Genomic DNA, 17,631 nt, shown 5'->3' with positions numbered 1-17,631 from the left:
CGACCGATCACCCCGTCGTGCGCCCCCACAGTGGGCCGAAGCGGGACCACTCGGCGTCCCACTGGTCCATGCGTCGGCGTTCCAGGCGGCGGCGTACCGCGCGGCCACCGGCGAGTGGCACGACCGCCGCGCAGACGCCCGCCACGCCGCCGATCAGCCACGCGCGTACGCGGGCCTGGGACTCGGTGACGGGTCGGGTCACCTGGCGGCCCTCGCGGTCCGTCCACACGGTGATCGGCGAACCGGCCTGACTGCCCGCCAGGACCCGCACCTGGCCGGAGTGCGAGGAACCGTCCGCGGCGGTCCACCGTGCCTCCGCCCACACCTGCTCGGCGTGCGAGACGTCGCCGTTCTCAGAGGCCGTCCCGGGAGCCCGCTCGGCGAGCCGGGCCACGAGGGGGCGCCACTCGACGCGCTCGCGGGCCAGCCCGTCCTCGACGGACCGGCTCACCGTCATGCCGGCGAGCACCCCGACGAACACGGTGAGCAGCCACACGCCCAGCACCACCCAGGCCTCCACCCTGTCGGCGCGCCGCTTGAGCGGATTGCGCCGCCAGCGCCACAGCCACACCTTCGGACCACGTAACGCCATCGAAGGCATCCTCCTCACGAGCGCATGACCATCCCGCCGCCCTCCCCATACGGAAGCGGGCCGCTGGATGCTCACTGCACGTACCCCGGGAGGGCGCCGCGGCCCGTGGCGGCGCCTTCGCGGGCGAGGGCGGCGGACGCCCGCACGCGGCGCCGACACGGTCCTGACCTGCGCCGGAGTCCGCTCCGGGGGTGACTGTCAGTGGTGGGGTGCAGACTGGCCCGTGTCTGAGACGAGGGCGTCGACGACGACGCCGCGGAGGTGATCGGCATGACCGAGGTACTGCTCGCCGTGGGCACGCGCAAAGGCCTGTTCATCGGGCGGAGGCGGGACGGCGGCGCCTGGCAGTTCGACGAGAGCCCCTACTTCAACGCGCAGGCCGTGTACTCGGTCGCCATCGACACCCGCACCGCGACCCCGCGGCTGCTGGCCGGCGGCGACAGCGCGCACTGGGGCCCGTCCGTGTTCCACTCCGACGACCTGGGGCGGAGCTGGACGGAACCGGCCCGGCCGGCCGTCAAGTTCCCCAAGGAGACGGGGGCCTCCCTGGAGCGGGTGTGGCAGCTGCACCCGGCCGCCGCCGAGCCGGACGTGGTGTACGCGGGCACGGAACCGGCCGCGCTGTACCGCTCGGAGGACCGCGGGGAGACCTTCGAGCTCGTCCGGCCCCTGTGGGAGCACCCCACGCGGTCGAAGTGGATGCCGGGCGGCGGCGGTGAGGGCCTGCACACCGTGCTCACCGACACGCGCGATCCCAAGGCGGTGACGGTCGCCGTCTCGACCGCCGGCGTGTTCCGCACGCTGGACGGCGGCGCGACCTGGTCGCCCTCCAACTCGGGCGTCTCCGCGGTGTTCCTGCCCGATCCGAACCCGGAGTTCGGCCAGTGCGTGCACAAGGTCGCCCGGGACTCGGCGAACCCGGACCGGCTCTACCTTCAGAACCACTGGGGTGTCTACCGCAGCGACGACGCGGGCGCGCAGTGGACGGACATCGGGGAGGGGCTGCCGTCCACGTTCGGCTTCGCGGCGGCCGCGCATCCGCACAGAGGCGACACCGCGTACGTGTTCCCGATCAACGCCGACGCCGACCGGGTCCCGGCCGACCGCCGGTGCCGGGTCTACCGGACGGCGGACGCCGGCAAGAGCTGGGAGCCGCTCTCGGCGGGGCTGCCCCAGGAGGACCACTACGGCACGGTGCTGCGCGACGCGATGTGCACGGACGACGCCGATCCGGCGGGTGTCTACTTCGGCAACCGCAACGGCGAGGTGTTCGCCTCGGCGGACGACGGCGACAGCTGGCAGCAGCTCGCCTCGCATCTGCCGGACGTGCTGTGCGTGCGGGCCGCGGTCGTCGGCTGAGGGGAGGACGAGACGGGGGACGAGGCGGGGGGCGAGGCGACGGATGGGCTTACGAGCGGGCCTTGGCCACCGGTTGATCGCCGCTGCCCGTACGGCAGTAGGGTGACGCCCGTGGCACCACGACCCTTGCATGAAATCGTCGAAGCGGGCTGGGCGAAGGCCCTGGAACCGGTGGCCGAACGCGTCGCCGCGATGGGGGACTTCCTCCGCGCGGAGATCGCCGCGGGACGCACCTACCTCCCGGCCGGGCCGAACGTGTTGCGGGCCTTCCAGCAGCCCTTCGACGACGTACGGGTCCTGATCGTCGGTCAGGACCCGTATCCGACCCCGGGACACGCGGTGGGACTGTCGTTCTCGGTCGCGCCCGAGGTGCGGCCGCTGCCCGGCAGCCTCATCAACATCTTCCGGGAGCTGAACGCCGATCTGGGCCTGCCGCAGCCGTCCAGCGGTGACCTCACGCCGTGGACGCAGCAGGGTGTGCTGCTGCTCAACAGGGCGCTCACCACCGCCCCGCGCAAGCCCGGCGCGCACCGGGGCAAGGGCTGGGAGGAGGTCACCGAGCAGGCGATCCGGGCCCTCGCGGCGCGCGGCAAGCCCCTGGTGTCCATCCTGTGGGGCCGTGACGCCCGCAACCTGCGCCCGCTGCTCGGCGACCTGCCCTCCGTGGAATCCGCCCACCCCTCCCCCATGTCGGCGGACCGGGGCTTCTTCGGCTCCCGTCCGTTCAGCCGGGCCAACGACCTGCTGATCCGCCAGGGCGGCCAACCGGTGGACTGGCGCCTGCCGTGACCGGGGCGTCGGAAGGCTCGGCTTCGGAGGGCTCGGCTTCGGAGGGCTCGGCTTCGGAAGGCTCCGGCTTTCTCGCCGTGGACTCCGGCGGGTCCGGACTCCGGGTGGTCGTGGGAACCGCCGAGCGCGGACCGCTCGCCCGGCGGGCGTCCGACGAGCCCGTACGCACGGGCGGCCGGGGCATCGACCCCGGGGACTTCATGGCGCGGCTCGTGCCCCTGGTGCGTGCCCTGATCGCCGAGGCCGGTCCTGTGCGGCTGACCGCCGCCGTCGTCGGCGCGGCCGGGCTCGCCTCCCTCGGTGCAGGGCTGCGCGCCGAACTGCCGAGTGCCCTGGCCCGGGAGTTCGGCGTACGGAGGGTGGCGCTGGCCGCCGACGCCGTGACCGCGTACGCGGGTGCCCTCGGGCACCGGCCGGGTGCCGTGATCGCCGGTGGTACGGGCCTGATCGCGATCGGCACCGACCTGGCGGGCTGGCGTCGGGCGGACGGCTGGGGTCATCTGCTCGGCGACTGCGGCGGCGGTGCCTGGATCGGGCGGGCCGGGCTGGAGGCCGCACTGCGGGCCCACGACGGGCGGGAGGACGGCTCGGCCCGGCTGCTGGCCTGTGCCGAGGAGGTGTTCGGGCCCGTGGCGGGGCTGCCCGGCGCACTGTATCCACGGCCGGACCGGCCCGCCGTGCTCGCCTCGTTCGCGCCCCAGGTGGCCGCGTGCGCGGACGGGGACCCCGTGGCGGCGGGCATCCTGCGCGCGGCCGCCCGGCACATGGCCGACTCGGCGGCTGCCGTGTGCCCGCCCGGCGACGCGTCGCGCGTCTCCGTCACCGGCGGCCTGTTCAAGATGGGCGACCCGCTCCTCGTACCGCTGGACGAGGAGCTGGCGAAGCGGCTCCCGCACGTGCGGCGGCTGCCGGCCGAGGGCGATCCGCTGCACGGCTCGGTGCGCATGGCGGCCGAACTGCGTGCCGGCCCGCTCACCCTGCCGGGTGACGAGGCCCTGCTGAGTGTGACAACCCTCTCGGGTGATTGATCCGGTCGGGCACCATCAGCACGTCATTCCATCCGTACGTAACTCATCAGACAAAACCGGACGGATACCGCTCACCTGCCCCCTCCCCGAACAGGGGAGCCCAAGAAGCCAGTAACATGCGGCGCCATGAGTTCCCCCACTGGACCCGAGTCCGGCCTCCCAGTACGAATGCCGCGACCCCGCCAGCCCGGACGGCACCGCCGTCCGGAGCCGCTGGTGGCTCCCGAGGGCGCGCCCGCGCTCGTCCTCGCCGTGCCGGGCACGCCCAGTAGCGCCACCCGCAGCCTCGCCGAAGAGGTCGTGAGCATCGCCCGCTCCGAGCTGCCCGGCATCGACGCCCGCATCGGGTACCTCGACGGGGACAACGCGGAGTTCCCCACGCTTCAGGCCGTGCTCACCTACACCGCCGAGGAGCGCACCGCCCGCTTCGAGCAGGCGCGTGCCGCCGGCATGGACGTCAGGGAGCCCGAAGGGCCCGTCGCGGTCGTCGTGCCGCTGCTCGCCGGCCCGGACAGCGCGCTGCTGCGCCGGGTCCGCCAGGCCGTCATGGAGAGCCGGATCGCCGCCGAGCTGACCGATGTCCTCGGCCCGCACCCGCTGCTCGCCGAAGCGCTGCACGTGCGGCTCTCCGAGGCCGGTCTGGCCCGCGCGGACCGTGCCCGGCTGTTCACCGTGGCGACCGCCGCCGACGGCATCATCCTGGCCTCCGTGGGCGGTGACGAGGCCGTGCAGGCGGCCGGGATCACCGGCATGCTGCTCGCCGCGCGCCTCGCGGTGCCGGTGATGGCCGCGGCCCTGGACCAGGAGGGCTCCATCGCGTCCGTCGCCGAGCAGCTGCGTTCCTCGGGTTCGCAGCAGCTGGCCCTCGCGCCGTATCTGATCGGCCCGGAGATCGAGCCGGGGCTGGTCGAGGAGGCCGCGAAGGAAGCGGGGTGCTCCGCCGCGGAGTCGCTCGGGCCGTACCCGGCGATCGGGAAGCTGGCGCTGGCCAAGTACACGACGGCGTTGGGGATCACGCCGCAGCAGGCTCAGGGCACGCCGGTTCGCTGACGTCGCCCGGTACGACCGAGAAGGCCCGCCCCGGTCGGGGGCGGGCCTTCGTCGTCGAGGTGAACCGACGCCGTCGGCGCGGATTCCCCGGCTCCTGTCAGCCGAGGATCACGCACGACGCCGCCGTCACTCTGATCGAGCCGGCGCGTCGCGGGATGCCCGTGCGCGGGTCGGTGACGAACCACGTCACGTCGCCGGAGCGTTCGTTGGCGACGTAGAGGAAGCCGTCGGAGACGGTGAGGGCGCGTGGCCAGCGGCCGCCGCAGGGCACGGTGGCGGTCAGCCGAAGCTCCTCGCCCTCGACGGCGAGCACGGACAGGACGTCCTCGCCACGGGTGGCGGTCCACACGAAGCGACCGTCGGGCGAGGTGACGATGCCCGAGGGGTAGGCGTCGCGCGCCGGCGCGCCGGACAGCACCGGGGTTTCGGTCAGCGGTGTCAGCACGCCCTCGGCTGCGTCCCAGCGGCAGACGGTGACGGACGGGGTGAGCTCGCTGACGACGTAGGCGTACGACCCGTCCGGGTGGAAGGCGAGGTGCCGCGGGCCCGAGCCGGGCCGCAGGGCGGTCTCCCGGTGCAGGGCGAGAGTGCCGTCCGTCAGCGTGCAGACCCGTACGGAGTCGGTGCCGAGGTCGACGCTGACGGCCCAGCGGCCGCTCGGGTCGGGCTGCACGTGGTGGGCGTGCGGTCCGTGCTGGCGCGGGGTGTGCGGGCCCGCGCCGGTGTGCTGGAGCACGTGGGCGGCGGACCGGGCGAGGGTGCCGTCGGGGCGGACGGGGACCGCGGTGACGCTGCCGGAGCCGTAGTTGGCGGTCAGGACGTGTCCGGCGAACAGGCTGAGGTGGGTCGGACCGTTCCCGTCGACCGGCACGGGCGGCCCGGCCGGCTCGGGTTTCTCCCCGTCGACGCGGTACGCGGCCACCGCGCCCTCGGCCGTCTCACTGACCGCGTACAGCATGTCGGCGTCCGGGGACAGGGCCAGGTAGGAGGGGTCGGGGACGGCGTCGACGCTGCTCAGGGCGGTCAGCGCGCCGCTGTCGGCATCGACGGCCGCCGTCACGATCCCGGGGCCGCCGGCCGCCGTGAACGAACCGATGTACGCCCGCCGCCTGCCGCTGTCAGCCACCGCTGTCCCTCTCGCCCCGCACTCGTCCCTCAAAGGCCCGGAATGACCGCGCAGCCGATCATGCGCGGTCTAGACCAAACGGTCAAGGACTGAGCGGGACCCGCTCAGGGGTATGCCGCGCTCACGCCCCGACCCATGGCGAACCCGAGGGGGTGCGCAGCGGTCGGGCGAGTTCCGACAGGGCGCGTTCCAGGCCGTGCAGGTGGGCCAGGGCGGGTTCCGTCGTGGCGGGCTGGTCCGCCTGGACCGAGACGTCTCCGCCGTCCGTGAGCGCCTCGACCGCGGCCTGCACGCGATAGCAGGCGGCGGCCAGACGGGCGTCGTGGGAGGCCTCGGGGTCGGCGGCGACGGCGACCAGCCCCCGGATCTCCCGGGCGCAGTCGTCGAGGAGGGCGAGCACGTGCCGGGCGCGTCGCTTGCGGCCGAGCATCGGGTTCAGCGGGTGCACCAGCGGGGCGACCGAGAGCCGTACCCGGGCGAGCAGCTGCTCGAGTTCCGCCACCCGCGGGGCCGGGTCGGCGTCGGCCGCGCCCGCCAGACGCCGGGCGGTCTCGGCGGTGCAGGCGTGGACACAGCGCAGGGCCCGCTGGATCCAGGCGTCGGTGATGCTGTGGGTGGTGACGGGCAGGACGAGGATCACGGCCAGCGCGGCGCCGAGCGCGCCGACGCCGGTCTCGGCGAGGCGCAGGGCGAGCAGGCCCGGGCCGAGCACTCCGAGAAGGCCGTAGAGCAGTCCGGCGAGGAGGGTCACCCAGAGCATCATCCAGGTGTAGGACACGGCGGCCGTGTAGAAGATGCCGAAGACGCAAGAGGCGGCGAGGACGGCCGTGACGGTCGGGTCGCCGTCGACGGGCATGGCGACGAGCAGGCCGAGGGCGATGCCGATGACCGTGCCGAGGAGCCGGCGGAAGCCGCGGACGAGGGTCTCGCCGCGCGAGGTGGTGTTGACGAAGATCCACCAGGTGGCGCCGACGGCCCAGTACCAGCGCTGCCCGGACACCAGCTGGCCCACGAGCAGGGCGAAACCCGCGCCGGCGGTCGCCTGGACCGCCTGGCGGGTGGTCACCCGGGCCAGGCCGGTGCCGCCCGGCGGGGCGGGCACGGCGGGCGGGGGCAGGCGGCGCTCGTAGCACCAGAACCCGAAGCGCACCACTGCGGCGGCGAGGACGGAGAGCAGGACCGCGGCGTACACCTCGGGCAGCTGGTCCGTGGTGGCGTGCAGGAACTGCGCCACGAAGAAGGTCATGAACGCGAACACGCCGAGGCTGTGCCCGCGCGGCCCCCAGCGGCGCGCGTACACACCCGCGCCGACCACGGCGAGGAAGGTGAGGTCGCGGGCCACCGGGTGGTCGTGCAGTCCGGCCGCAGCGGTGAGCACGGGCAGTCCGACGGCGGGCAGCAGCACGGTGGTGACCGCCTGCCCCCGGACCGTGGCGTCGGTGACGGTGAACAGGGCGAGCAGGGCGGCGAGGCCGCCGGTGACGGCTCCCGTGAGGGAGTGTCCGGCGAGGCCGCACACGGCGACCGCGAGCGCGATGCCGAGCACGGCACGCGTGGCGAACCGCAACCGCGTCCGCCCCGGATCCGGAGCCACGAACACCCTCTTCAGCACCACTTACCGCCCTCCTTCACCCCACCGGATCGAACGCCGGATGAGCAAGCATGAAAAAGGCGCCGCGGGGTCCGCAGCGCCATCGACGCGTCCATATCAGCATCCCGGACGCCACTGGCTCAACAGGCTCCTCCTAGACTGGGCCATTGGTACAGCCTGGGCGGCCAGGGAGCGGCCGTGGCAGGGCCAACGGACGAGGAGGGCGCGGCATGGCCGTGGACGAGCTCGACACCCGCATCCTGCGGCTGCTGCTGGAGCAGCCGCGCACGAGCGTGCGCGAGTACGCCCGTATCCTCGGCGTCGCCCGGGGCACGTTGCAGGCCCGGCTCGACCGTCTGGAGCGCGACGGCGTGATCACCGGAACGGGACCGGCCCTCTCCCCCGCCGCGCTCGGGCACCCGGTGCTCGCGTTCGTGCACATCGAGGTCACCCAGGGCCATCTCGACGAGGTGGGCGACGCGCTGGCGGCGGTGCCCGAGATCGTCGAGGCGTTCTCCATCACGGGCGGCGGGGATCTGCTCACCCGGGTCGTGGCGCGGGACAACGCGCATCTGGAGGACGTCGTCCAGAAGCTGATCAGCCTGCCCGGGGTCGTCCGCACCCGCACCGAGATCGCCCTGCGCGAGCGCGTCCCCCACCGGCTGCTGCCGCTGGTGGAGTCGATCGGCCGCGCGGCCCGGTCCTGACCCCCTGGCGGTCTGCGGATCATGGTCTTTGACATGCTGGAACCATGAGCAATCTCGGCGGCATATCGGTCATCTTCGATCTCGACGGAACGCTCGTGGACAGCGAGCCGAACTACTACGAGGCGGGCCGGCAGACGCTCGCCGAGCACGGCGTCACCGACTTCAGCTGGACGGACCACGAGCGTTACGTCGGCATCAGCACGCAGGAGACGGTCGCGGACTGGATCGAGCGGTACGGCCTGCGGGCCTCCGTCGAGGAGCTGTTCACCGTCAAGAACCGCCGCTACCTGGAACTGGCGCGCAGTTCCACGCGCGCGTACCCCGAGATGCGCAAGTTCGTCGAGCTGTTGGCGGCCGAGGACGTTCCCATGGCCGTGGCCTCGGGGTCCTCGCCCGAGGCCATCGCGGCGGTCCTGGCGGGCACGGGGCTGGACGCCCACCTGCGGGTCGTCGTCTCGGCGGACGAGGTCGCGCACGGCAAGCCGGCCCCCGACGTCTTCCTGGAGGCGGCCCGCCGGCTCGGCGCGGACCCGGTGGCCTGCGTGGTCCTGGAGGACGCCGCCCCGGGCGCCGCCGCCGCGCACGCGGCGGGGATGCGCTGCATCGCCCTCCCTTACGTCGCCGCCCAGGCCGACGCACCGGAGTTCGCCACCGCGGACCTGCTGCTGCGGGGCGGCCAGGAGGAGTTCACGGCGCAGACGGCGTATGACTGGCTGTGCCGCACGGTGTAGCCGTGTGGGCGGCCGTGCGACGTCACCGGTGCGACTCGCGGATCGCGGCCGCGTTCCTGGACCACGTCGCATGGCTGCTCGGGGAGCCGCCCTGGCCCGCGCTCCCCGTCCCGATCAGTTCTGAGCACCGATCCCGTCCGCAGCGTTGACGCCCTCCCACCCCGCGCATAACGTCTGGCCGACCCCCCGCACACTGTTCGTGATAACGAACAAGGCCCTCTCATGGAGGAGCACATGGCCCGGCCCCTCTCCAGACGATCCCTTCTCCAGGCCGCGGCACTGGCGGCGGCGACCCCTGCGGTCTCTCTCACCACGACCGGCCGAGCCGCGGCCACTGTTCAGGAGGCAACAGCCGTGACGGCGGCCCCGTCCGCATGGACCGTCCAGCCCTTCGCCCTCGAGGACGTGGCCCTCGGCCCCGGACTCTTCGCCGACAAGCGGCAGTTGATGCTCGACCACGCGCGCGGCTACGACGTGAACCGACTGCTCCAGGTGTTCCGCGCCAACGCCGGCCTCTCCACCGCGGGCGCGGTCGCCCCCGGCGGCTGGGAGGGGCTGGACGGTGAGGCCAACGGCAACCTGCGGGGCCACTACACCGGCCACTTCCTGACCATGCTGGCGCAGGCGTACCGCGGCACGAAGGAGCGGGTGTTCGCCGACCGGATCGGCACCATGGTCGGGGCGCTGACCGAGGTGCGCGCGGCGCTGCGGCGGGATCCGGCTGTGCTGAGCGTCCCGGGGAAGTTCGGGACCGGCGCGGATCAGGTACGTGGCTCCTACCAGTACGTGGATCTTCCGGCGGCCGTGCTCGGCGGGGCCTCGGCGATCACCCTCTCCGTCTGGGTGCGGCCCACGCACGACGCCAACTGGACCCGGGTCTTCGACTTCGGCGACGACACCACCCGTTACCTGTATCTGGCCGCCCGCAACCAGGCCGGAGTGCCGCGCTTCGCCATCACCACATCGGGCGCCGGCGGCGAGCAGGCCATCGACGGCACGGCCGCGCTGCCGCTGAACCAGTGGAGCCACCTGGCGGTCACGGTCGCGGGCGGCACCGGCACCCTCTACGTCAACGGCACCGCCGTGGCACGCAACACCGCGATGAGCCTCACCCCGGCGGCCCTCGGCACGCTGAAGAACAACTGGCTGGGCCGCTCGAACTACTCCGCCGACCCGGTCTTCGCGGGCGCCTACGAGGAGTTCAACGTGTTCTCGCGGGCGCTGACCGCCGCAGAGATCACCGAGTTGCAGAGCCGCCGGGCCGCCGACGCCTCGACGGGCCGCGGCGACCTGGCGTCGTACGCCTTCGACGAGACGTCCGGCGGGACGTTCGCCGATGCTTCCGGCCGGAACCCGACCGCCACGCTGCGCCGCACCTGGGGCGGGCCCAGCCACCCCGGGTTCCTCGCGGCGTACCCGGAGACGCAGTTCATCGACCTGGAGTCGAGGACCAGTCCCGACTACACCAAGGTGTGGGCGCCGTACTACACCGCGCACAAGATCCTCAGGGGGTTGCTCGACGCGTACACGGCCACGGACGACGACCGGGCCCTGGAGCTCGCGTCCGGCATGTGCGACTGGATGTACTCCCGGCTGTCCAGGCTGCCGGAGTCCACGCTCCAGCGCATGTGGGGGATCTTCTCCAGCGGCGAGTTCGGCGGCATCGTCGAGGCGGTCTGCGACCTGCACACGATCACCGGCAAGGCCGAACACCTCGCGCTGGCCAGGCTGTTCGACCTGGACCGGCTGATCGACGCGTGCGCGGCGAACACCGACATCCTCGACGGACTGCACGCCAACCAGCACATCCCGATCTTCACCGGCTATGTGCGGCTGTACGACGAGACGGGCGAGGAGCGCTATCTGACGGCGGCGAAGAACTTCTGGGACATGGTGGTACCGCACCGCATGTACGGCATCGGCGGCACCAGCACCGGGGAGTTCTGGAAGGCCCGGGACGTGATCGCGGGCACCATCGGCGGGGCCACCGCCGAGACCTGCTGCGCGTACAACATGCTCAAGCTGAGCCGGACCCTGTTCTTCCACGAGCAGGACCCGAAGTACATGGACTACTACGAGCGGGCGCTGTACAACCAGGTGCTCGGTTCGAAGCAGGACAAGCCGGACGCCGAGAAACCGCTCGTCACGTACTTCATCGGGCTGACACCCGGTCATGTCCGGGACTACACGCCCAAGCAGGGCACGACCTGCTGTGAGGGCACGGGCATGGAGAGCGCCACGAAGTACCAGGACTCGGTGTACTTCGCGAAGGCCGACGGCAGTGCCCTGTACGTCAACCTGTACAGCCCGTCCGCGCTGACCTGGGCCGAGAAGGGCGTCACGGTCACGCAGACCACCGCGTTCCCCGAGGAGCAGGGCAGCACGCTGGCCTTCGGGGGCGGCCGGGCCTCCTTCACGCTGCGGCTGCGCGTGCCGGTGTGGGCGACCGCCGGGTTCCGGGTGACCGTCAACGGGCGTGCGGTGTCCGGGACGCCGAAGCCCGGGAGCTACTTCGACGTGTCCCGGACCTGGCGGGCCGGCGACACCGTCCGTATCGCCATGCCGTTCCGGACGCGGGTGGAGAAGGCTCTCGACGACTCGTCCCTGCAGACCCTGTTCCACGGCCCGGTCAACCTCGTCGCCCGCGACGCCACCACGGAGTACCTGAAGGTCGGGCTGTACCGCGATGCCGGGCTGTCCGGCGATCTGTCGCACTCCCTCACGCCGGTTCCGGGCAAGCCGTTGCACTTCACGCTGGGCGGGACCGAGTGGGCGCCGTTCCTCGAGGGGACGGAGGATCCGACGCACGCCTACTTCCGGCGTTCGGAGCCGAAGGTCGTGTTCGGCGGACGGGACTCGGGCGTCGCCAACCCGGCGAAGGCCGACGGCACCACGCTGCTGGACGAGGTCTGGGCCGGGGCGCCGTTCCGGAACAAGGGGGCGCTGGTGGCGCGGGTGCGGTCCACGGTGAACGCGTGGGTGCCGGCCGGGCTGCTGAGCAGGGCGGACGGCGACAAGGTGGTGAACACGGCGGGCGCGGCCTCGTACCGGCCCTGAGCCCTCCCGCCCAGGTCCGGTGCCGTGTCGCCCTCGGCACCGGGCCGGCCGGTTCACCGAACTTTTTTGCGGCAGCGGTGATTGTTTCGCCCCTGGCATACGTATCTCCTGGCGTTGGGCCGTTCATATCCCAGGAGGCACGATGCGCATCTCGCGCAGCACGGCAGGAACCGCGTTCGTGGGCGGTGCGATGATCCTTACGCTCACCGCGCTCGCCTACCCGAGCATGCTGGGCGTGGAAAACGCGGCTTCCGGCCAGGACCGCATCATCGCCAACACCCAGTACGGTCCGCTGACCGAGGCGGACCGCGACTTCGTGGTCAAGGTACGCGCGGCCGGACTGTGGGAGTACCCGCTGGGCAACCTGGTGCTGAAGCGGGGCACGACGCCAGAGATGAAGGAGGCAGGCGAGCATCTGATCGTCGGACACGGTCGGCTCGACAGCACCGCCCGCAGGATCTCCCTCGAACTGGGCATCACCCTGCCCAACGAGCCGTCGCCGCAGCAACAGCAGTTCGTGGCGACGGCGGAGGGCGCCACCGGCAAGGAGTTCGACTCCACCGCGGTGAACATCATGCGTGTCGCGCACGGCGGGATCTTCCCGACGGTTGCCAAGATCCGGGCGACCACCCGGAACACCCTCGTGCGGGAGCTCGCCGACCAGACCAACGACACCGTGCTCGACCACATCTCGGTCCTGGAGAAGACCGGCATGGTCAACCAGGAGCAGGTCAGCTTCCAGATAACCGCCCCGCCCAAGATGCCCCAGGAACAGGTGACGCCGCCGGCCCCGCAGGCGGGTGCGCCGGTCCGGGTGCTGGAGATCCCCGAGAACCTGAAGGATCTGGAGACGGTCGCCCCCAACCCGTCCTACGGGCAGCCGCAGCCGTCCCCGACGGCCGGGTGAACCAGGGGCGGGCCGGGGGTCGCGCTCCGGCGGCGGGTCCCCGGGCTACGAACGGCGGCGCGGTTTGCCGCGCTTGCCGCCCTTCGGGGCGCCGCGCCCGCTCCGGCCGGCCGGCTGCCCGCCCTTGCCCGTGGACTTCGCAGCCGCCGGCCTCCCGGCCGCCGACTCCCCAGGCCCCGGCTTTCTCCGGGCGCCGCCCTTGGGGTTCCCCTCCGAAACAGCCGGCCTGCGGCCGCGCGTGCTGTTGGCCGTGCGGCCGCGGACGATGCCGATGAAGTCCTCCACCAGGTCCGTCGTCGCGTCCTCGGGCCAGGCGAGGGCCACGCTCGACTCGGGGGCTTCCTTGAGGGGACGGTGGGTGAGGTCCTTGCGGTGGTGGAGGCGGGCGAGCGACAGCGGGACGACGAGCACGCCGATCCCCGCCGCGACCAGTTCGATGGCGTCAGCCGTGGTGGCGGGGCGTTCCAGGGCGGGCCGTCCGGGAAGCTTCTCCCAGTCGAGGACATCGTCGAGAGGGTGCAGCACGATGTCGTCGGACAGGTCCTCCGGGGACACCTCGTCGACTGCCGTGACCAGGTGGTCCTGGGGTACGACGACGACCGTCTGCTCGGTGTAGAGGGGGATCGCGCTGAAGACCGTCCGGTCGACGGGGAGGCGTACGAGGCCCGCGTCGGCGTCCCCGTCCAGCAGCCGCCCGGCCGCCGCCTCTCCGGCGGGCACCTGCGTCAGGGCCAGCGGGACATCGGGCTGCCGCTCGTTCCAGATGCGCACCCACTTGTCGGGCATCACCCCGGGGACGTACACGAGCCGGAACGAGGGAGATTCATCCGAGCCTGTCACCTGGCCAGGTTACCGGCCGTGGTCGGGGGGCGTGCACACGCTCGATACGCTGGACGGCATGACGTCGCACCAGAGCACCCAGAGCATGAAGCCCGCGACCGCGGCGAAGAAGCTGGGTGTGTACCTCGAGGCCACACCCGCCGAGTTCCGGGAGGGTGTCGTCTCGCGCGCCGAGCTGAACGAGCTCCAGGCGAATCCCCCGCAGTGGCTTCAGGAGCTGCGGAGCAACGGCCCGCACCCTCGCCCGGTGGTCGCGGCGAAGCTCGGCGTCTCGATCGCGGGTCTCGCCCGCGGCGGCCTCACCGAGCCCCTCACCACCGAGCAGATCGAGACGCTGAAGCAGGAGAACCCGGAGTGGCTGCAGCGGGAGCGCGCCACCCAGGCTGAGGTCCGCAAGGAGGCGGCCCGCATCAAGAAGAGGAACGCCGAGCGCGCCGAGCACCGCGGCTGACCTCGAACCTTCTCCCACACGGCCCCAACCGGTCCATCCGGTTGGGGCCGCTGTCGTTCTCCGGGGCCGCGCACGGCCTCGTGCGGTCTCGTGCGGTCTCGTGCTGCCTCGTGTGACCTCGGTGAAATATTTCAGCCATGTATTGACATGGTGATGAAACGATCCTAGCTTGGCCGATCATTTAGATTCGTGAAGTTGGTTCACGGATATGAACAGAGCAACGGAGCCATCTATGCGGGATCGCCGACGCCTGGCTGCCGCACTCGCCGTCTCGGGTCTCCTGTTCGGAACGGCCGCCTGCGGCTCCGGTTCCGGCAGCGCCGGGGCCGACGATCCGAACACTCTGGAGGTGTGGACCCGGAGCGATCCGGACTCCGCCCAGACCTACAAGAGGGTGTTCGCCGCCTTCACCGAGAAGACCGGTATCAAGATCGACTACCAGCCGGTCATGAACTTCGACCAGCAGTTGCAGAGCCGCGCGTCCACCAAGGACCTGCCGGACGTCATGATCAACGACACGGCCCTGATGGGCAGTTACCAGGCCCAGGGCCTGCTCAAGCCCATCACCCCGGGCTCGATCGCCGGACACGACGAGATCACCGCCAAGTCCTGGTCGTCCACCGTGGGCCGCGACGGCAGGCACTACGGCATCCCGTACTCCCGACAGGCCATGACGCTGTTCGTGCGCAAGGACTGGCGCGAGAAGCTCGGCCTGCCGCAGCCGAAGACCTGGCAGGACACGCTCGCCCTCGCCAAGGCCTTCGCCACCCGCGACCCGGACGGGGACGGCAAGAAAGACACGTACGGCATGGTCGTGCCCGGCAGCGCGCAGAACGGCTATGTCGCCTGGTGGGGCGCCAGCTGGCTGTGGCAGGGCGGCGTGCGGATCATCGAGAAGGACGGCACGGGCTACCGGCCCGCCATGGACTCGGCTGCCGCCCTGCGCACCGTCACCTGGATGAAGAACAACCTCTTCTGCGGTGACAACGGTGTCATACAGCCCAGCGCCCTCACCTCCGTCACCGCGAACACGACCAACTTCCAGGACGGCAACGCCGGGATGTACCTCACCGGCCCGTACAACATCTCCACCTTCGACAAGGCGCTCGGCAAGGACAAGTACGAGGTCCTGCCCGCGCCGTCGGGCCCGGCCGGCAACAACGACGTGCTCGCCGACGGCGAGAACGTCTACTTCGGCGCCAAGACCGGGAAGGCCAGGCTGGAACAGACGCTCGCGGCCTTCCTGATCTCCCCCGAGGGCCAGACGCTCGCCATGACCGGCGACCACCAGCCCGTCGTACGCATCCCCGTCAACTCCACGCTGGACGCGGCGAAGGTGCGCGACGATCCGCGCTGGAGCGTGGTGCAGAAGGCCTACGAGACGGCCTCCGTGCAGTTCCCCAACGCGCCCGACTTCGCACCGGTCAAGCAGGACACCGCCGACGCGCTCAACGCGCTCTTCACGTACTGCGGCAGTGACGTCAAGGCCGGTCTCAAGGAACTCAACGACACCCTCGCCGGTGACCTCAAGGACCAGGACCTGTTGAAATGACCGCGACCGTGACGACACCCGGGCCGCGCAGAGCCCGGTTCCTCAGCAAGAAGGCCGTACTGCCCTGGCTGTTCCTCGCGCCGGGTCTGCTGCTCGCGCTGGTCTTCAAGTTCCTCCCCATGGGCAAGGGCGTCTGGCTCAGCTTCTTCGACGTGCGACCCTTCCTCGGTGACCAGTGGGTCGGCCTCGACAACTACACACGGGTCCTGACCGACCACCGCTTCCAGGACGCCATCGGCCACACGCTGGTCCTGGGCATCGGCATGTCCCTCGGCGGCATCGTCGCCGGCGTCCTCCTGGCCCTGCTGCTGGAAGGCCAGGCCCGCTCGCTGAGGATCATCCGGACCGCCGTCTTCCTGCCCGTCGTCACCGCCACCGCGGTGGTCGGCGAGATGTGGCGGCTGATGTACTACCCGACCTCCGACGGCCTGATCAACAGCGGTCTCGGGCTCCTCGGCCTGGGGCCCGTGCCGTACCTCGACAACCCCGACACGGCGCTGTGGGCGACGATGGCCATGGGCATCTGGATGCTCGCCCCGTACAACATGGTGATCATCCTCGCCGGACTGGCGGGCGTGGACCGCTCGCTGTACGAGGCCGCCGCGATGGACGGGGTGTCGCTGTGGCAGCGGCTGCGGCACATCACCCTGCCCGCGATCCGCCCGGCCCTCGGCATCGTCCTCACCCTCGCCGCCATCCGCGGACTGCGGGTCTTCACCGAGGTGTACGTCCTCACGGGCGGCGGCCCCGCCGGGTCGACCGACGTGTGGATGACCCGCGCCTACACCCTCGGCTTCTCCCGCAACGACATCGGCGGCGCCTCAGCCGCCTCCGTGCTCCTGCTCTGCGTGACGCTGCTGCTCACCGTCACGGTCAACTACTTCCGCAAGAGGGGAGACGTGAGATGAGCGCGCCCGCCATCGACCCCGTCCGGACCCCGGTGACCGCCTCTCCCGCGGGGAAGTCCGCCGGGAATCAGCGCACCACCCCCGCCCGTTTCGACACCGCCCTCGGCTGGAGCGACCGGCCGGGCCTCGCCTGGGCACTGCGCGTCCTGCTCTGCGTACTCGCGCTTGGCGTCTTCGCGGCGCCGTTCGTGACGGTCTTCTCCGGTTCGTTCAGCGAGAAGGCCAGCGGTTCGACACTGTCGTTCCTCCCCCACCACCCGACCCTGCTGAACTTCCAGGTGGCGGGCGAGCGCGGCATCTGGGACTACTTCGGCAACTCCCTGGTCATCGCGGGCGGCGGACTGCTGCTCCAGCTGGTCGTCTGCACGCTCGCCGCGTACGCGCTGGCCCGGCACAGGTTCCGCGGGCAGGCACTGGTCCTGACCCTGTTCATGCTGACGATGATGCTCCCCGAGGAGGTCATCGCCATCCCGCTGTCCCTGGTCCTCGGCCATGTGCCCGTGGTCGGCCTCGATCTGAAGGGCACCGTCTGGGGCGTCATCCTGCCGCTCGGCGCCTGGGGTTTCTCGGTGATGGTGCTCACCGAGTTCATGAAGGACATCCCCGCCGAGATCGAGGAGGCCGCCCGGATCGACGGCGTCGGTGAGCTGCGGATGCTGTGGCAGGTCATCCTGCCGCTGTGCAAGCCCGCGCTCGGCGTGGCCGGGGTGCTCGGCTTCATCATGATCTGGGACCAGTATCTGCTGCCCCTGATCGCCGCCAAGGACCCCACCGACTACACGGTCACCGTCGCCCTGTCCATCCTGCGCACCGACCCCGAGGTCGGCTCGGGGGTGGTGCTGGCCGGTGCGGTGATCGCCCTGATCCCCAGCCTGATCGTCTATCTGCTCCTCCAGCGCTCGCTGGTCACCGGCATCGCCGCCGGTGCCACCAAGGGCTGACC

Annotated in this window: 16 protein-coding genes; 12 read left to right on the top strand and 4 right to left on the bottom strand. The window is 71.8% G+C overall.

Annotation, left to right across the window (positions count from 1 at the left end):
- Nucleotides 1-7 precede the first annotated feature (7 nt).
- Nucleotides 8-592 (bottom strand): Rv1733c family protein, encoded by a 585-nt coding sequence (locus ACH4G3_RS20400; RefSeq protein WP_397625812.1) that lies wholly within the window; start codon nt 590-592, stop codon nt 8-10.
- 261 nt (nt 593-853) lie between these two features.
- Between ACH4G3_RS20400 and ACH4G3_RS20395 the strand changes: the two genes are divergently transcribed.
- From ACH4G3_RS20395 to ACH4G3_RS20380, 4 genes are all read left to right on the top strand, one after another.
- Complete coding sequence (locus tag ACH4G3_RS20395; protein WP_397625811.1) at nt 854-1,951, top strand: WD40/YVTN/BNR-like repeat-containing protein; 1,098 nt, start codon at nt 854-856, stop codon at nt 1,949-1,951.
- Nucleotides 1,952-2,062: 111 nt separating this feature from the next.
- A complete protein-coding gene (locus ACH4G3_RS20390; RefSeq protein ID WP_031120513.1) occupies nt 2,063-2,740 on the top strand; it encodes a uracil-DNA glycosylase in 678 nt (225 codons plus the stop codon).
- 110 nt (nt 2,741-2,850) lie between these two features.
- The gene (locus ACH4G3_RS20385) at nt 2,851-3,768 is read left to right on the top strand and encodes an N-acetylglucosamine kinase (protein ID WP_397625810.1); all 918 of its coding nucleotides are present in this window, start codon (nt 2,851-2,853) and stop codon (nt 3,766-3,768) included.
- Between the two features lie 126 nt (nt 3,769-3,894).
- Nucleotides 3,895-4,818: a sirohydrochlorin chelatase gene (locus ACH4G3_RS20380; RefSeq protein WP_397625809.1), complete on the top strand. Its 924-nt coding sequence runs from the start codon at nt 3,895-3,897 to the stop codon at nt 4,816-4,818.
- Between the two features lie 97 nt (nt 4,819-4,915).
- On the opposite strand, the gene ACH4G3_RS20375 is transcribed toward ACH4G3_RS20380, so the two are convergent.
- Nucleotides 4,916-5,944 carry a lactonase family protein gene (locus tag ACH4G3_RS20375; RefSeq protein WP_397625808.1) on the bottom strand — a complete coding sequence of 343 codons (1,029 nt, stop codon included), beginning with the start codon at nt 5,942-5,944 and terminating at the stop codon, nt 4,916-4,918.
- Nucleotides 5,945-6,065: 121 nt separating this feature from the next.
- On the bottom strand, nt 6,066-7,556 hold the full coding sequence (locus tag ACH4G3_RS20370; protein WP_397626171.1) for an FUSC family protein: 1,491 nt from the start codon (nt 7,554-7,556) through the stop codon (nt 6,066-6,068).
- A gap of 209 nt (nt 7,557-7,765) precedes the next feature.
- Between ACH4G3_RS20370 and ACH4G3_RS20365 the strand changes: the two genes are divergently transcribed.
- From ACH4G3_RS20365 to ACH4G3_RS20350, 4 genes are all read left to right on the top strand, one after another.
- Nucleotides 7,766-8,242: an Lrp/AsnC family transcriptional regulator gene (locus tag ACH4G3_RS20365; RefSeq protein ID WP_397625807.1), complete on the top strand. Its 477-nt coding sequence runs from the start codon at nt 7,766-7,768 to the stop codon at nt 8,240-8,242.
- A 44-nt stretch (nt 8,243-8,286) separates the two neighbouring features.
- Nucleotides 8,287-8,973 (top strand): HAD family hydrolase, encoded by a 687-nt coding sequence (locus ACH4G3_RS20360; RefSeq protein ID WP_397625806.1) that lies wholly within the window; start codon nt 8,287-8,289, stop codon nt 8,971-8,973.
- Nucleotides 8,974-9,207: 234 nt separating this feature from the next.
- Nucleotides 9,208-12,030 carry a beta-L-arabinofuranosidase domain-containing protein gene (locus ACH4G3_RS20355; protein WP_397625805.1) on the top strand — a complete coding sequence of 941 codons (2,823 nt, stop codon included), beginning with the start codon at nt 9,208-9,210 and terminating at the stop codon, nt 12,028-12,030.
- A 142-nt stretch (nt 12,031-12,172) separates the two neighbouring features.
- Complete coding sequence (locus ACH4G3_RS20350; RefSeq protein ID WP_397625804.1) at nt 12,173-12,937, top strand: DUF4142 domain-containing protein; 765 nt, start codon at nt 12,173-12,175, stop codon at nt 12,935-12,937.
- A 45-nt stretch (nt 12,938-12,982) separates the two neighbouring features.
- On the opposite strand, the gene ACH4G3_RS20345 is transcribed toward ACH4G3_RS20350, so the two are convergent.
- Nucleotides 12,983-13,777 (bottom strand): LysR family transcriptional regulator substrate-binding protein, encoded by a 795-nt coding sequence (locus ACH4G3_RS20345; protein WP_397625803.1) that lies wholly within the window; start codon nt 13,775-13,777, stop codon nt 12,983-12,985.
- A 58-nt stretch (nt 13,778-13,835) separates the two neighbouring features.
- On the opposite strand from ACH4G3_RS20345, the gene ACH4G3_RS20340 reads away from it, so the two are divergent.
- The 4 genes from ACH4G3_RS20340 (at nt 13,836) to ACH4G3_RS20325 (ending at nt 17,629) form a co-directional block, all read left to right on the top strand.
- The gene (locus ACH4G3_RS20340; RefSeq protein ID WP_397625802.1) at nt 13,836-14,228 is read left to right on the top strand and encodes a DUF5997 family protein; all 393 of its coding nucleotides are present in this window, start codon (nt 13,836-13,838) and stop codon (nt 14,226-14,228) included.
- A gap of 232 nt (nt 14,229-14,460) precedes the next feature.
- Nucleotides 14,461-15,780 (top strand): sugar ABC transporter substrate-binding protein, encoded by a 1,320-nt coding sequence (locus ACH4G3_RS20335; protein ID WP_397625801.1) that lies wholly within the window; start codon nt 14,461-14,463, stop codon nt 15,778-15,780.
- The gene (locus tag ACH4G3_RS20330) at nt 15,777-16,688 is read left to right on the top strand and encodes a carbohydrate ABC transporter permease (RefSeq protein WP_020276150.1); all 912 of its coding nucleotides are present in this window, start codon (nt 15,777-15,779) and stop codon (nt 16,686-16,688) included. Before ACH4G3_RS20335 ends, ACH4G3_RS20330 begins: the two co-directional genes overlap by 4 nt.
- A complete protein-coding gene (locus ACH4G3_RS20325; protein ID WP_397625800.1) occupies nt 16,685-17,629 on the top strand; it encodes a carbohydrate ABC transporter permease in 945 nt (314 codons plus the stop codon). Before ACH4G3_RS20330 ends, ACH4G3_RS20325 begins: the two co-directional genes overlap by 4 nt.
- Nucleotides 17,630-17,631: the final 2 nt, after the last annotated feature.

This window comes from Streptomyces afghaniensis (genome assembly GCF_044327915.1).
GTDB classification, from domain to species: Bacteria; Actinomycetota; Actinomycetes; order Streptomycetales; family Streptomycetaceae; genus Streptomyces; species Streptomyces afghaniensis.
This window is presented reverse-complemented; position numbering and strand designations above follow the sequence as displayed.

What these genes read in the sequence shown, in the direction of transcription:
- ACH4G3_RS20400 (WP_397625812.1), bottom strand. Translation starts at nt 592, where the DNA reads ATGGCGTTACGTGGTCCGAAGGTGTGGCTGTGGCGCTGGCGGCGCAAT.
- ACH4G3_RS20380 (WP_397625809.1), top strand. Translation starts at nt 3,895, where the DNA reads ATGAGTTCCCCCACTGGACCCGAGTCCGGCCTCCCAGTACGAATGCCG.
- ACH4G3_RS20365 (WP_397625807.1), top strand. Translation starts at nt 7,766, where the DNA reads ATGGCCGTGGACGAGCTCGACACCCGCATCCTGCGGCTGCTGCTGGAG.
- ACH4G3_RS20360 (WP_397625806.1), top strand. Translation starts at nt 8,287, where the DNA reads ATGAGCAATCTCGGCGGCATATCGGTCATCTTCGATCTCGACGGAACG.
- ACH4G3_RS20355 (WP_397625805.1), top strand. Translation starts at nt 9,208, where the DNA reads ATGGCCCGGCCCCTCTCCAGACGATCCCTTCTCCAGGCCGCGGCACTG.
- ACH4G3_RS20350 (WP_397625804.1), top strand. Translation starts at nt 12,173, where the DNA reads ATGCGCATCTCGCGCAGCACGGCAGGAACCGCGTTCGTGGGCGGTGCG.
- ACH4G3_RS20340 (WP_397625802.1), top strand. Translation starts at nt 13,836, where the DNA reads ATGACGTCGCACCAGAGCACCCAGAGCATGAAGCCCGCGACCGCGGCG.
- ACH4G3_RS20335 (WP_397625801.1), top strand. Translation starts at nt 14,461, where the DNA reads ATGCGGGATCGCCGACGCCTGGCTGCCGCACTCGCCGTCTCGGGTCTC.
- ACH4G3_RS20330 (WP_020276150.1), top strand. Translation starts at nt 15,777, where the DNA reads ATGACCGCGACCGTGACGACACCCGGGCCGCGCAGAGCCCGGTTCCTC.
- ACH4G3_RS20325 (WP_397625800.1), top strand. Translation starts at nt 16,685, where the DNA reads ATGAGCGCGCCCGCCATCGACCCCGTCCGGACCCCGGTGACCGCCTCT.